We start from the raw sequence: 13234 nt of genomic DNA on the forward strand, positions 1-13234 counted from the left end.
TGTGGGTGCGGGCCCCGCACGGCAGGTCGCGCGGGCTGCCGGCCGCCGCCGTGCCTAGGGTCCTTTGCGTGTCACACACCTTCGAAGAGCTCGTGGCGAAGCAGCGCGCCGCCGAACTGGCCCATGCGCAGGTCCTGGAACTGCGGGACACGTACGGTCCGCCGGCCGAGGCGCAGCTGACCGGCGCCCAGAAGGAGACCTACGAGACGGCCCTGCGGGCCTGGCGCGACCTCGCCCGGGAGGTACAGACCGCGCTGAGCGAGTACGCGAAGGGCGAGGGCCGGCCGCGGCCCGAGATCGAGGCGGAGGTGGAACGAGCGGCGGCGACACCGGAGGACACGTGAACCGCTCCAGCTCCAGCTCCAGCTCCAGCTCCGGCCCGGCACCCGGCGCCGCACGCCGGGCCGAGCGGCTGGCCGACGCCGCGGACGCGCGGCTGCCGGTGCTGGAGGGCGGGGCGCTGCTGCGCAAGGCGTTCCCCGACCACTGGTCGTTCCTGCTGGGCGAGCTGGCCCTGTACAGCCTCCTCGTCCTGGTGCTGACCGGGGTGTGGCTGACCTTCTTCTTCAAACCGGAGATGCGTGAGGTCGTCTACGCGGGCTCCTACGTCCCGCTGCACGGGGTCCGCATGTCGGCCGCCTTCGACTCCACGCTGTACATCAGCTTCGACGTGCGCGGCGGTCTGCTGATGCGGCAGGCGCACCACTGGGCGGCGCTCGTCTTCGTCGCCGCGATCGGCGTGCACATGCTCCGGATCTTCTTCACCGGCGCCTTCCGCAGGCCCCGCGAAGTGAACTGGACGATCGGGCTCACGCTGTTCGTGCTCGCCCTCGCCGAGGGCTTCGCCGGCTACTCGCTCCCCGACGACCTGCTCTCCGGCACGGGCCTCAGGATCGCCCACGGCATCATGCTGTCCATCCCGGTGGTGGGAACGTACGTGGCCTTCTTCGCCTTCGGCGGCCAGTACCCCGCCCACGACATCGTCACCCGCCTGTACTCGATGCACATCCTGCTGCTGCCCGGCGCACTGATCGGCCTGGTCACCGTGCACCTGATCCTGGTCTTCCACCTCAAGCACACGCAGTGGCGCGGACCGGGCCGCTCGAACCGCAACGTCGTCGGCAAGCCGCTCTTCCCCCGGTTCGCGGCCTCGTCCGGCGGGCTCTCCCTCACCGTCTTCGGCGTGCTCGTCCTGATGTCCGCCGTCGCCCAGATCAACCCGGTCTGGCTGTACGGCCCCTACCGCCCCGACCAGGACTCGACCGGATCCCAGCCCGACTGGTACGTCGGCTTCCTGGAGGGCGCGCTGCGCCTGGTACCGCCGTGGGAGACGAACCTAGCCGGTCACACCCTCATGTGGAACGTCCTGCTCCCGGCCGTGATCCTGCCCGGACTGCTGTTCACCGTCCTGTACGCCTATCCGTTCGTGGAGCAGCGCCTGACGGGGGAGTGGGACCGGGAGCGGCACCTGTGCGACCGGCCCCGCGAGCGCCCCGTGCGCACCGGCCTGGGCGTCGCCGGGACCGTCTTCTACGGCGTGCTGCTCCTCGCGGGCGCCAACGACGTCGTCGCGCAGTCCTTCCGGATCTCGGTCAACGTCCTGACCTGGGTACTGCGCGTCGCCCTTGTGGTGGCGCCGGTCGTCGCGTTCTGGGTCACCCGGTGGCTGTGCCTGGCCCTGACGGAGGCGGAGCGGGAGCGCCTGGCGAAGGGCGAGCCGACCGGGGACGTACGGCAGACCGTGACGGGCGGCTACGAGAGCGACCACCGCCCGGTCGGCGACTTCCGTCCCGGCGCGCCCAGAAGACCCATCACCGGTCCGCGTACTGGAAGACCATCCCGAGGACACCGCGCGCCAGTACGCCGAAACCGATGAGGAACAGCCACAGTCCGAACACCACCCCGGTCGCGGTGACCGCGAAGCCGAGCGCGGTGACCAGGGGCCAGATGCTCTGCGCGGGGAAGAACTCCAAGGGCCCCGCGCCATCGGCCACTTCGGCGTCCGGGCGGTCCTGGGGGCGCCGTCCCCTGCGCACGTACTGCACCATGCAGAAGAACGCGATCACGGCGGCCATCCCGAAGGCGACGATCAGCGCGGCCGTGCCCGTCGCGTCGCCCGACCACGCGCCGTAGAGGGCGGCCGTACCCGCGAAGAACAGCGCGACACCGCCGAACAGCAGTCCCTCGACCTTCACCGCAGTCCCTCCTCCTGCGCCCGCCGGACGATCTCGGGGTGGTGCAGGTCGAAGGCGGGCGATTCCGACCGCACCCGGGGCAGCGCCTCGAAGTTGTGCCGGGGCGGCGGGCAGGACGTCGCCCACTCCAGGGCGCGCCCGTATCCCCACGGGTCGTTCTCGGTGACCTTCGGCGCCCGGTGTGCCGTACGCCAGACGTTGTAGAGGAAGGGCAGGGTGGAGATGCCGAGCAGGAACGCCCCCAGCGACGACAGGGCGTTGAGGAGGGTGAAGCCGTCGCCGGGGAGATAGTCCGCGTACCGGCGGGGCATCCCGGCCTCACCGAGCCAGTGCTGGACCAGGAAGGTCAGCTGGAACGACGGGAACAGCAGCCAGAAGTGCACCTTGCCCAGCCGCTCGTCCAGCATCCGTCCGGTGAACTTGGGCCACCAGAAGTAGAAGCCGGCGAACATCGCGAACACCACCGTGCCGAACAGCACGTAGTGCAGGTGCGCCACGATGAAGTACGAGTCCGTGAGGTGGAAGTCGAGCGGCGGCGAGGCGATCAGCACCCCGCTCAACCCGCCCAGCAGGAACGACACCAGGAAGCCGAGCGACCACAGCATCGGGGTCTCGAACGAGAGCGACCCGTGCCACATGGTCCCGATCCACGCGAAGAACTTGATCCCCGTGGGCACCGCGATCAGGAACGACATGATCGAGAAGAACGGCAGCAGCACCGCGCCGGTCGCGAACATGTGGTGCGCCCACACCACCGCGGACAGCATGGTGATCGCGATCGTCGCGCCGATCATCGGCAGGTACCCGAACATCGGCTTGCGGGAGAAGACCGGCAGGATCTCGGAGATGATGCCGAAGAACGGCAGCGCGACGATGTAGACCTCCGGATGCCCGAAGAACCAGAACAGGTGCTGCCACAGCAGCGCGCCCCCGTTCGCGGCGGCGAACACGTGGGAGCCGAACTTCCGGTCCGACTCCAGGCACAGCAGCGTCGCGGTGAGCACCGGGAACGCGGGCAGGACCAGGATCGACGTGAACAGGATGTTCCAGGTGAAGATCGGCATCCGGAACATGGTCATGCCAGGTGCCCGCAGGCACATGATCGTGGTGATGAAGTTGACGGCGCCCAGAGTCGTCGACACGCCTGTCACCACGAGTCCCATCACCCACAGGTCACCGCCCGCGCCGGGCGAGAAGTAGGCACTGTTCAGCGGCGCGTACGCGAACCAGCCGAACGCGGCCGCGCCGCCGGGCATCACGAACCCCGAGACCACCATGAGACCGCCGAACAGGTACATCCAGTACGACAGCGCGTTCAGACGCGGGAAGGCGACGTCCGGAGCACCGATCTGCAACGGCATCACGGCGTTGGCGAACCCGGCGAACATCGGGGTCGCGAACAGCAGCATCATGATCGTGCCGTGGATCGTGAAGAACTGGTCGTAGCCCTGCTCGCTGAGGAACTGCAGTCCCGGGCGGGCCAGTTCGGCGCGCATCCCCAGGGCCAGCAGGCCCGCCAGGAGGAAGAAGCAGAACGCCGTGACCATGTAGAGGCGGCCGATCACCTTGTGGTCGGTCGTCGAGGCCCAGCGCAGCAGAGTCCGGCCGGGCGGGGGCGCGGCGGCGGCGTACCGCTCGACAACCTCGTAGGAATCCGAAAGTTCCGACAGTTCCGACATCGTGCGCGCGACGCTACTCCGACGTCACGGTGCCGTACCCGCGCCACGCCCTGGCTGCCGGCACACGTACCCGTAAGCCGCTCGTGGGACAGGGCGCGTGCTGTCGTAACAAACCAGCAAAACAAACAAAGGTCCGATGCTGACGATCACCGATAGGGTGTGTCGGATGAAGGCTCTGGTGCTCTCCGGCGGTGCCGGTACACGGCTGCGGCCGATCACGCACACCTCGGCGAAACAGCTCGTGCCCGTGGCGAACAAGCCTGTGCTCTTCTACGGGTTGGAGTCCATAGCCGCGGCCGGCATCACCGAGGTCGGGATGATAGTCGGCGACACCGCCGCCGAGATCGAGGAGGCGGTCGGCGACGGGTCGAAGTTCGGCCTGGAGGTCACCTACATCCCCCAGGAGCGGCCCCTGGGCCTCGCCCACGGGGTGCTGCTCGCGCGGGACTTCCTCGGGGACGACGACTTCGTGATGTACCTCGGCGACAACTTCGTGGTCGGCGGCATCAACGCGCTCGTCGACGAGTTCCGCGTCAGCCGTCCCGACGCCCAGATCCTGCTCACCCACGTCCCCGACCCCCGCTCCTTCGGCGTCGCCGAACTCGGCCCGTCCGGGCAGGTGATCGGCCTGGAGGAGAAGCCGGAGCATCCGAAGAGCGACCTCGCGCTGGTCGGCGTCTATCTCTTCACCCCGGCGATCCACGACGCGGTGCGCGCCATCGGTCCGTCCTGGCGGGGCGAACTGGAGATCACCCACGCCATCCAGCATCTCATCGACAGCCGGGCCGACGTGCGCTCCACGGTCATCAAGGGCTACTGGAAGGACACCGGCAACGTCGACGACATGCTGGAGGTCAACCGGACCGTCCTGGAGAGCATGGAGCGGCGGATCGACGGCGAGGTCGACGAGCGGACCGAGACGGTCGGCCGGGTGGTCGTCGAGGAGGGGGCGCGGATCGAGAACTCGCGGATCGTCGGCCCCGTCGTGATCGGGTCCGGCACCGTGGTCAGCGACTCCTACGTCGGCCCCTTCACCTCCATCGCGGAGAACTGCCGGATCACCGACAGCGAGCTGGAGTTCTCCATCGTGCTGCGGGACTCCTCCATCGACGGGGTGGGCAGGATCGAGTCCTCGCTGATCGGCCGGTATGTCCAGGTGACCCCGGCAGCCGGAGTGCCCAGTGCCCACCGCCTCGTCCTCGGAGACCACAGCAAGGTGCAGATCCGTTCATGAATCTCCTCGTCACCGGCGCCGCCGGGTTCATCGGCTCCACGTACGTCCGCACGCTTCTCGCCGACGACGCCCCCGACGCGCCGCACATCACGGTGCTCGACAAGCTCACTTACGCCGGCACGCTCACCAACCTCCCCGTCGGTCACCCCCGCCTGGAGTTCGTCCAGGGTGACATCCGCGACGCCGAGCTGGTCGACAAGCTCATGGCGGAGGCCGACCAGGTCGTGCACTTCGCCGCCGAGTCGCATGTCGACCGGTCGATCGACGGAGCCGGAGAGTTCGTCCTCACCAACGTGGTCGGCACCCAGACGCTCCTGGACGCGGCGCTGCGCCACGGCGTCGGCCCGTTCGTGCACATCTCCACCGACGAGGTCTACGGCTCCATCGAGTCCGGCTCCTGGCCGGAGACCCACCCGCTGGCCCCCAACTCCCCCTATTCCGCGTCCAAGGCCTCCTCCGACCTGCTCGCCCTGGCCTACCACCGCACCCACGGCCTGGACGTCCGCGTCACCCGCTGCTCCAACAACTACGGGCCGCACCAGTTCCCCGAGAAGGTCATCCCGCTGTTCGTGACCAACCTGCTCGACGGCGCGAAGGTCCCGCTGTACGGCGACGGGCGCAACGTGCGCGACTGGCTGCACGTCGAGGACCACTGCCAGGGCGTGGAACTCGTCCGTACGAAGGGCCGCCCCGGCGAGGTCTACAACATCGGCGGCGGCACCGAACTGAGCAACAAGGAGCTCACCGGCCTGCTCCTGGAGGCCTGCGGGGCGGACTGGGACCGGGTCGAGTACGTCACCGACCGCAAGGGCCACGACCTGCGCTACTCCGTCGACTGGAGCAAGATCCGCGACGAGCTGGGGTACCGTCCGCGCCGTGACTTCGCCACCGGGCTGGCCGAGACGGTCGCCTGGTACCGGGACAACCGTGCCTGGTGGGAGCCGCTGAAGCGGCGGGAGTCCCGATGAGGTGGCTGGTCACCGGGGCGGGCGGCATGCTCGGCCGCGACACGGTCGAGGAGCTGCGCCGGCGCGGCGCGGACGTGACCGGCCTGGGCCGCGCCGCCCTGGACATCACCGAACCCGACGCCGTACGGCGGGCGTTCGACGGACACCGCCCGGACGTGGTCGTCAACTGCGCGGCGTACACGGCCGTCGACGACGCCGAGACCGACGAGGCACGGGCGCTGCGGATCAACGGCGACGGCCCCCGGCTGCTCGCCCGCGCCTGCGCCGAACGCGGCGCCCGCCTGGTCCACGTCTCCACCGACTACGTCTTCGACGGCGACGCCCGCGCCACCCCGTACCCGGAGAACCACCCGCCCGCCCCGCGCACCGCGTACGGCCGCACCAAACTGGCCGGGGAGCGCGCCGTCCTGGAGGAACTCCCGGGCGCGGCCGCCGTGGTGCGCACCGCCTGGCTGTACGGCGTCCACGGCCGCAGTTTCGTCCGTACGATGCTGGAGCTGGAGGCCCGCAGGGACACCCTGGACGTGGTCGACGACCAGCGCGGCCAGCCGACCTGGAGCGCTGACGTCGCCGCCCGGATCGCGGACCTCGGTACCGGGCTCTCCCGGGACGAGGGCGCACACGGTGTCTTCCACGCCACCAGTTCCGGCGAGGCCAGCTGGCACGAACTGGCCCGGGAGGTGTTCCTGCTCGTCGGCGCCGACCCGGACCGGGTGCGGCCCACCAGCAGCGACGCCTTCCCCCGCCCCGCGCCCCGCCCCGCCTACAGCGTCCTCGGGCACGCCAGGTGGCGGGAGATCGGTCTGGCACCGCCGCGGGACTGGCGGTCCGCCCTGCACGAGGCACTGCCCCACATCCGCAAGGAGTTCCCCTCCCCATGAAAGGAATGTCCCTCGATGTCGATTCGAGCAACCGTGAAGTCCGTGCTGGGCGAGAAGAACATGAAGGTTCTGCGCCGCCTGAAGCGGCGCCTCGCCGGTAAGGGGACCAAGCCGAGCGGACTCGAAGCGATCTCCAACGATCTCAACAAACTTGCCCTGCACTTCAAGACGGACAAGTGGGGAACGCACCGCTACACCCAGCACTACCAGCGTCATCTCCAGCACCTGAAGAACGATTCGTTCAACCTTCTGGAGATCGGGATCGGCGGTTACAACCGCCCCGGCCAGGGCGGCGCGTCGCTGCGCATGTGGAAGCAGTTCTTCCCGAAAGCGCAGATCTTCGGAATGGACATCCAGGACAAGTCATTCGTCGACGAGGACCGCATCACGACGTTCATCGGCGACCAGTCCGACCCGTCGTCCCTGAACGCCGTCGCCGACAAGATCGGCGAACTCGACGTCATCATCGACGACGGCAGCCACCGCAGCCCGCATGTGCTCACGACGTTCGCCACACTCTTCCCCCGGCTCAAGGACGGTGGCATCTACGCCGTCGAGGACACGCAGTCCTCGTACTGGCCCGAATGGATGGGCAGTGAGGACCGCGACGCCCCGAACACCAGCATGGCGATGCTGAAGCGGCTGACGGACGGGCTGAACTACGAGGAATTCGTGGACGAGAACTATCAGCCGTCCTACACCGACCTCAACGTCGTCGCCGTGCACTTCTACCACAATCTGGTGATCATCGAAAAAGGCAGGAACGCCGAAGGAACCAACAAGCGGAAGGCGCTGAAGCAGCGCTACGCCAAGTCCTGATCCCGCCGAGTGGACCTGGAGCGCAGCCGCTCGTAGTGGGCGGAGCAGTCCGCGTGGGTGGGAAGCAGCCCGGACCGCTCCGCCTCGGCCAGTGAGGGCGCGGCGGCGTCCTTCTCGGAGAGCACCGGCTCGATGTCCTCCGGCCAGGCGATGCCCAGGCCGGGGTCGAGCGGGTGCACCCCGTGCTCGCGCCCCGGGGCGTACCCCGTCGAGCACAGATAGACCACCGTGGCGTCGTCGGTCAGCGCCATGAAGGCGTGTCCGAGCCCCTCGGCGAGGAAGACGGCGTGGCGGGTCTCGTCGTCCAGTCGTACGGCCTCCCAACGGCCGTACGTGGGCGACCCGACGCGGACGTCCACCACCACGTCCAGCACGGCCCCGCGCACGCACGTGACGTACTTGGCCTGACCGGGCGGCACGTCGGCGAAGTGCACCCCGCGCAGGACGCCCCGCCGGGACACCGAGCAGTTGGCCTGGGCCAGGTCCAGGTCGTACCCGGTGGCCTCGCGGAACTCCTCGCCCCGGAACCATTCGTGGAAGCTGCCCCGGTCGTCCGGGAAGACCTTGGGCTCCAGCACCCAGGCACCCGCGATGTCCAGTGGTCGCACGCCGTCACGTCCTCCGTGTCATGTTCTGCTACGCGTTCTTACCCAGGACCGCGCCCACGACGCGCCGCGCCTTGCGCACCAGCCGCAGCAGCAGACCCGGCGCCGGCGGACCGGCCACGCGGATCCCGCCGGCGCGGGTCACGTGCAGCGCGAGCGGCAGCCCGAGGAAGCGGGGTGCCTCGGCCTCCGGGACCAGACACACCTCCGTCCGCCACGTCGCCCCGCTCATCCCGCGCACCGGCACCGATGTCTCCAGCAGCGAGCCCGCCCCGTCGGCGGGGGTGAGCGTGCCCGTCTCCCGCAGGGACCTGCCCGACGCGGTGTCGGTGAACCGCACCAGCACGTCGGCGCGGTCGGGGACGTACAGGGGCAGCACAAGACTCAGCCGGTGGTCGCCCGAGACCGCGGCGTCCTCGGGGGTGAGGCGGCCCACGCCGAGGGCCTTGCTCGCGCGGTCGACGTCCAGGGAGAAGTTGTCGTACTGCTTCGTCCAGTACGGCAGCACCACGCGGCCCGCGACCACGCCGGCGGGCGGCGTAGGGCGGCCCTGCCGCGGTGCCGGACCGAGGCGGCACTCCTTGGACCAGCCGCCGAGGCCGACGCGGACGTACGCGTCCCACAGGCCGCCGTGCAGTGGGCCGCCGCCCTCCGCGGTACCGGGGGCCACGGTGGCCGTGCCGCGCAGCACCAGCCGGACCCGTCCGTCCCCGGCCGGGACCCGCTCGCGGGTGACCTCCACCGGCTGGAAGTAGGAGGCGGAGGTGGCCCGGTCACGCAGGATCAGATCCACGGTGGCCTTCTCGAAGCCGCCGACGGCGTCCGCGCCCAGCCAGGCCGCCGCCTCGTCGATGTCCCGCGGCGCGCTGTCCGCGGGGGTGCCGGGGCCGTCGGCCGGGAACGTGAGCGGCTGTCCGCCGGAGCTGTACTCGCCGGTGAACGCGATGCGCAGGGTCCCGTCCTGCCATTCGACGCCGGTGGGGGCGGCCTTGGGCCCGACGCCGGTCTCCCACTGGGCATAGGCGACCAGGTCGTCGTAACGGTCGTCCCTGATCAGGGACGCGACGATGCGCTGCCCCGGCCTCAGCGCGGGCGCGACACCGGGGCCGAAGCGCTCCAGGACCACCCCGTGCATCTCGTGGAACAGCTCGCGCCGGTAGTCGTCGGGCATCGCGAGCAGCCGGCGGCCGCTCATCCGCTCCACCATCTCGACGCGCAGCCAGCGGCGCAGCAGCCGGTCGCGCAGCGGGCCCGGCTCGGTGTACCGCTCGACGACGTCCAGGGCCTCACGGAGGTTCTTGAAGTAGCCGACCGGCTCGAACCGCTGGAAGCCCGCGTTGGCGGCGTCGTCCCGCTTGACGTGGTAGTAGCAGACGTAGTCGCCGATCACCGAGACGTTGTCGGCGCGCAGATACGCCTCGGTGATGAAGACGTGGTCCTCCAGGCGGCGCCGGCCCTCGGGGAAGCGCAGCCCGGTGCGGTCCAGGAAGGAGCGCCGGAGCATCTTGTGCGGGGTCAGGCTGTCGATCAGCGGTGCGTTCTCGACGGTGGCGTGCGGACGGTTGCGGCGGAACAGCTCCACCGGTACCGGGCGGCCCTTGCCGGCCATCTTGCCGACGATCACATCGGCCTTGTTCTCCACCCCGTACTCGTACATCCGCTCAAGGGCCTCGTCGCCGAGATAGTCGTCGTTGTCGACGAACATCACGAACTCGCCCTCGGACGCGGCGATCCCCACGTTCCGGGGCTTGCCCGACCAGCCGGAGTTCTCCTGGTGGATGACCCGGATGTGCGGGTGTCCGGCGGCGAGCGCGTCCAGTCTGGCCGGGGTCCCGTCGGTGGAGCCGTCGTCGACGAAGATCACTTCGAACTCGTCGGGAGGCAACGACTGGCGCAGCAGCGAGGCGATGCAGTCCTCGATGTACGGCCCGGGGTTGTACACGGGGACGATGACGCTGACCTTGACCGGCATCCGGTTTCCAACTCCCCCTTGGATCGCCACGTGTTGCCTCGGCGGCACCTGTGCGTGGCCGAATGCTAACCCGGTCCTCGTGCGGGCGGAAAACGTCCGCCCAGCACAGAGGGGCCGAGGTCCGTCACTGCCCGTCGTGGGTCTTGGCCAGAAGTTCGAGGATCTCGGCGGTCAGGTCGTGCCCGTCTCCCCGGGCCGCGGTGTCACTGCCGCGACAGCCGTTCCATCAGTCCCAGCGCGGTGAGGACCGTCTGCCGCTCCTCCTCGGTGAACCGGTCCTGGAAGGCGCGGGCCAGCCACTCCTCGCGCGCCTGGCGGTTGCCCTCGACGCGGGCCCGGCCGGCCTCGGTCAGGGTGACCAGCTGACGTCGGCCGTCGTCGGGGTCGGGGGTGCGGCGGATCAGGCCGTGCTGTTCGAGGGCGGCGAGCGTGGCGGCCATCGACTGCGGCCGCACCCCTTCCGCCGACGCCAGGGCGCTGGCCGTGGCGGCGCCGTGTTTGCCGACCAGGGTGAGCGCCGACTCCTGGGACGGGGTGAGGACGCCCTCGGCCTCGTCCGGCGCGACCTCTCGAATGCGGCGCCGCAACCTGCTGAACACCACGCGCAGGTCGCGCGCGGCACGGGCGGCGGAGTCGGAGATGCGGTCCATGCCGTCACCGTAGAATCCTCAGTCTGGACTGTCCAGGCCGAGCTGTGTAATCCGAGCTGTGTGATCCAGGCTGTGCGGTCCAAGCTGTGCGGTCCCGGTGGCTCGGTTGCCCAGCCTGGTTTGCCCTAGTCTGGCCAGGTGCGCCTGCTGCTCATGTCCGACACCCATGTCCCCGCGCGTGCCCAGCGGCTGCCGGGACAACTCCTCGCCGAACTCCCGCACGCCGACGTGGTGTTCCACGCCGGCGACTGGGTCGACACCGCCACCCTTGACCTGCTGGAGCGCCACAGCCGGCGGCTGATCGGCGTCCACGGCAACAACGACGGACCGGAACTGCGGGCCCGGCTGCCCGAAGTGGCGTACGCCGACCTCGGCGGCCTGCGTTTCGGCGTCGTCCACGAGACCGGCCCCGCCCAGGGCCGCGAGGCGCGCAGCGCCGCCCGCTTCCCCGACCTCGACGTCCTGGTCTTCGGGCACAGTCACATCCCCTGGGACACCACCGCCGCCACCGGCCTGCGCCTGCTCAACCCCGGCTCCCCGACCGACCGCCGACGCCAGCCGCACTGCACCTACCTGACGGCGACCGTCGCCGACGGCGCGCTCACGGACGTGACGCTGCACCGGCTGCCGCCGCGCGGTGTGTGACAGGATGCCCCGATGATCTCCGGCTCGCCCATACCGTCCGTCGTCCCCGCAGGCCGGATGGCGGCGGCCGCCCAGCCCGTGCTCGCCCTCCCGAACGGCCTGGAGCTGCGCCCCTGGCGCCCCGCCGACGCGGAGGCCCTGCTCGCCGCCGGACAGGACCAGGCGATCCGCCAGTGGAACCTCCTGACAGTGGAGAGCCGGGACGACGCGCTCCGGCGCATCGAGCGCATGCACGAGCGCTGGCGGGGCGAGACGGGCGCCGTCTGGGCCGTCGCCCGGCCCGGCGGCGCGGCGACGGGGCTCATCGGCTGGAACGACATCGACCTCGCGGGCGGCAGCGCCGAGATCGTCTACTGGGTCCTGCCCGGAGCCCGCGGCGGCGGCATCGTCGTCGAGGCGACGCGGCGGCTCAGCCGCTGGGCGCTGGACGACCTGGGCCTGCACCGACTGCGGTTGTGCCACTCGGTGGCCAACCCGGCATCCTGCCGGGTGGCCGAGAAGGCCGGCTACTCCCTGGAGGGCACCATGCGCGGAGCCCTGCTGCACGCCGACGGCTGGCACGACCAGCATCTGCACGCCCTCGTCCGCGGTGACAGCTGAGGGCCCGACGACAAATTCCGTGGACAACGGAGTGGCCAACTCGATGGAATCCACTCTGTGTTGATCGACTCCGCGCTCGTACGCCGCCTGCTCGCCGCGCAGTTCCCGCAGTGGGCCGACCTGCCCATCGCGCCGGTCCCGCGGGCCGGTATGGACAACGCGACCTTCCGACTCGGCGACCGGCTCTCGGTCCGGCTGCCCCGCTACGCCCACTGGGTGGGACAGGTCGAGCGCGAGCACCGCTGGCTGCCGGTGCTCGCCCCGCACCTGCCGCTGTCCGTCTCCGAGCCGGTGGCGAAGGGCGAACCCGGCGAGGACTACCCGTATCCCTGGTCCGTGTACCGATGGCTGGAGGGGGAGACGGCGACGACGGACGGCCTGGCCGACCCGGTGCGGGCCGCCCTCGACCTCGCCGGATTCATCGACGCCCTGCAGGGCGTCGACACCTCCGGCGGCCCCGGCCCCGAGCAGAGCAACGCCTTCCGCGGGGTCCCGATGGGCGACCCACGCGACTCCATCGCCGTCGAGGCACGGGTCCGGCCCAAGATCGAGACGCTCGGGAGGGCAGGCCTGGCGGACGCCGCCGCGGTGACGGAGGTGTGGGAGGCCGCGCTCGCCGCCCCGGCCTGGGACCGGCCGGCGGTGTGGATCCACGGCGACCTGGCGACCGGCAACATCCTCACCCGGGGCGGCACGCTGAGCGCCGTCATCGACTTCGGCACGCTGGCCGTCGCCGACCCCGCGGTCGATCTGCTGCCCGCCTGGATGTTCCTGCCCGAGGGGGCCCGGGACGCCTTCCGGGACGCCGTGGACGCCGACGACGCGACCTGGGCCAGGGCCCGGGGCTGGGCCCTGGCCTGTTCACTGCCCGTGCCCGACGACCCGTTCTTCCAACAGGACCCGTCCCGCGTCACCCGGGCCCTGCACCACCTGGAGCAGGTCATCGGCGACCATCGACGCCACGCCGCCTGACGGCCCGGCGCGAG

Annotated in this window: 14 protein-coding genes; 9 read left to right on the top strand and 5 right to left on the bottom strand. The window is 70.6% G+C overall.

Annotated features, from left to right (window positions below):
• The first annotated feature begins 68 nt into the window (after positions 1 to 68).
• Both ACIPSA_RS19865 and ACIPSA_RS19870 read left to right on the top strand, forming a co-directional pair.
• Entirely contained in the window at positions 69 to 344 is a 276-nt protein-coding gene (locus ACIPSA_RS19865; protein ID WP_402636436.1) for a hypothetical protein, read from the top strand.
• Positions 345 to 412: 68 nt separating this feature from the next.
• Entirely contained in the window at positions 413 to 1876 is a 1464-nt protein-coding gene (locus tag ACIPSA_RS19870) for a cytochrome bc complex cytochrome b subunit (protein ID WP_402636708.1), read from the top strand.
• Here the strand turns inward: ACIPSA_RS19870 and ACIPSA_RS19875 are convergent.
• Complete coding sequence (locus ACIPSA_RS19875; protein WP_402636439.1) at positions 1812 to 2195, bottom strand: cytochrome c oxidase subunit 4; 384 nt, start codon at positions 2193 to 2195, stop codon at positions 1812 to 1814. The two genes, ACIPSA_RS19870 and ACIPSA_RS19875, sit on opposite strands and share 65 nt — an antisense overlap.
• Positions 2192 to 3874 carry a cytochrome c oxidase subunit I gene (ctaD, locus tag ACIPSA_RS19880; protein ID WP_402636442.1) on the bottom strand — a complete coding sequence of 561 codons (1683 nt, stop codon included), beginning with the start codon at positions 3872 to 3874 and terminating at the stop codon, positions 2192 to 2194. The genes ACIPSA_RS19875 and ctaD overlap by 4 nt, the downstream gene beginning before the upstream one ends.
• Positions 3875 to 4040: 166 nt before the next feature.
• On the opposite strand from ctaD, the gene ACIPSA_RS19885 reads away from it, so the two are divergent.
• Genes ACIPSA_RS19885 through ACIPSA_RS19900 form a run of 4 tightly spaced genes read left to right on the top strand, consistent with a single transcriptional unit; the run spans position 4041 to position 7776 of the window.
• Positions 4041 to 5108: a glucose-1-phosphate thymidylyltransferase gene (locus ACIPSA_RS19885; protein ID WP_402636444.1), complete on the top strand. Its 1068-nt coding sequence runs from the start codon at positions 4041 to 4043 to the stop codon at positions 5106 to 5108.
• Positions 5105 to 6076 (top strand): dTDP-glucose 4,6-dehydratase, encoded by a 972-nt coding sequence (rfbB, locus tag ACIPSA_RS19890; protein ID WP_402636447.1) that lies wholly within the window; start codon positions 5105 to 5107, stop codon positions 6074 to 6076. Before ACIPSA_RS19885 ends, rfbB begins: the two co-directional genes overlap by 4 nt.
• Positions 6073 to 6957, top strand: a complete 885-nt coding sequence (gene rfbD / locus ACIPSA_RS19895) for a dTDP-4-dehydrorhamnose reductase (protein ID WP_402636451.1) — start codon at positions 6073 to 6075, stop codon at positions 6955 to 6957. The genes rfbB and rfbD overlap by 4 nt, the downstream gene beginning before the upstream one ends.
• A gap of 15 nt (positions 6958 to 6972) precedes the next feature.
• Positions 6973 to 7776, top strand: coding sequence for a hypothetical protein (locus ACIPSA_RS19900; protein ID WP_402636454.1), 804 nt, complete (start codon positions 6973 to 6975; stop codon positions 7774 to 7776).
• On the opposite strand, the gene rfbC is transcribed toward ACIPSA_RS19900, so the two are convergent.
• The 3 genes from rfbC to ACIPSA_RS19915 form a co-directional block, all read right to left on the bottom strand.
• On the bottom strand, positions 7761 to 8384 hold the full coding sequence (rfbC, locus tag ACIPSA_RS19905) for a dTDP-4-dehydrorhamnose 3,5-epimerase (RefSeq protein WP_402636457.1): 624 nt from the start codon (positions 8382 to 8384) through the stop codon (positions 7761 to 7763). The genes ACIPSA_RS19900 and rfbC overlap by 16 nt on opposite strands.
• Before the next feature lie 28 nt (positions 8385 to 8412).
• On the bottom strand, positions 8413 to 10353 hold the full coding sequence (locus ACIPSA_RS19910) for a glycosyltransferase family 2 protein (RefSeq protein WP_402636460.1): 1941 nt from the start codon (positions 10351 to 10353) through the stop codon (positions 8413 to 8415).
• Positions 10354 to 10556: 203 nt separating this feature from the next.
• Positions 10557 to 11003 (bottom strand): MarR family winged helix-turn-helix transcriptional regulator, encoded by a 447-nt coding sequence (locus ACIPSA_RS19915; protein WP_402636463.1) that lies wholly within the window; start codon positions 11001 to 11003, stop codon positions 10557 to 10559.
• 138 nt (positions 11004 to 11141) lie between these two features.
• Between ACIPSA_RS19915 and ACIPSA_RS19920 the strand changes: the two genes are divergently transcribed.
• From ACIPSA_RS19920 to ACIPSA_RS19930, 3 genes are read left to right on the top strand one after another with little or no spacing between them, the layout of a single operon-like run.
• Positions 11142 to 11648: a metallophosphoesterase family protein gene (locus tag ACIPSA_RS19920; RefSeq protein WP_402636466.1), complete on the top strand. Its 507-nt coding sequence runs from the start codon at positions 11142 to 11144 to the stop codon at positions 11646 to 11648.
• A 12-nt stretch (positions 11649 to 11660) separates the two neighbouring features.
• Complete coding sequence (locus tag ACIPSA_RS19925) at positions 11661 to 12248, top strand: GNAT family N-acetyltransferase (RefSeq protein ID WP_402636469.1); 588 nt, start codon at positions 11661 to 11663, stop codon at positions 12246 to 12248.
• 57 nt (positions 12249 to 12305) lie between these two features.
• On the top strand, positions 12306 to 13220 hold the full coding sequence (locus ACIPSA_RS19930; RefSeq protein WP_402636472.1) for an aminoglycoside phosphotransferase family protein: 915 nt from the start codon (positions 12306 to 12308) through the stop codon (positions 13218 to 13220).
• Positions 13221 to 13234: the final 14 nt, after the last annotated feature.

Origin of the sequence: Streptomyces sp. NPDC086549, assembly GCF_044746205.1 — a bacterium.
In the GTDB taxonomy this organism is placed as follows: Bacteria; Actinomycetota; Actinomycetes; order Streptomycetales; family Streptomycetaceae; genus Streptomyces.

Coding starts and splice junctions, on each gene's coding strand:
- ctaD (WP_402636442.1), bottom strand. CDS start 3,874: ATGTCGGAACTGTCGGAACTTTCGGATTCCTACGAGGTTGTCGAGCGG.
- ACIPSA_RS19885 (WP_402636444.1), top strand. CDS start 4,041: ATGAAGGCTCTGGTGCTCTCCGGCGGTGCCGGTACACGGCTGCGGCCG.
- rfbB (WP_402636447.1), top strand. CDS start 5,105: ATGAATCTCCTCGTCACCGGCGCCGCCGGGTTCATCGGCTCCACGTAC.
- rfbD (WP_402636451.1), top strand. CDS start 6,073: ATGAGGTGGCTGGTCACCGGGGCGGGCGGCATGCTCGGCCGCGACACG.
- ACIPSA_RS19900 (WP_402636454.1), top strand. CDS start 6,973: ATGTCGATTCGAGCAACCGTGAAGTCCGTGCTGGGCGAGAAGAACATG.
- ACIPSA_RS19910 (WP_402636460.1), bottom strand. CDS start 10,353: ATGCCGGTCAAGGTCAGCGTCATCGTCCCCGTGTACAACCCCGGGCCG.
- ACIPSA_RS19915 (WP_402636463.1), bottom strand. CDS start 11,003: ATGGACCGCATCTCCGACTCCGCCGCCCGTGCCGCGCGCGACCTGCGC.
- ACIPSA_RS19925 (WP_402636469.1), top strand. CDS start 11,661: ATGATCTCCGGCTCGCCCATACCGTCCGTCGTCCCCGCAGGCCGGATG.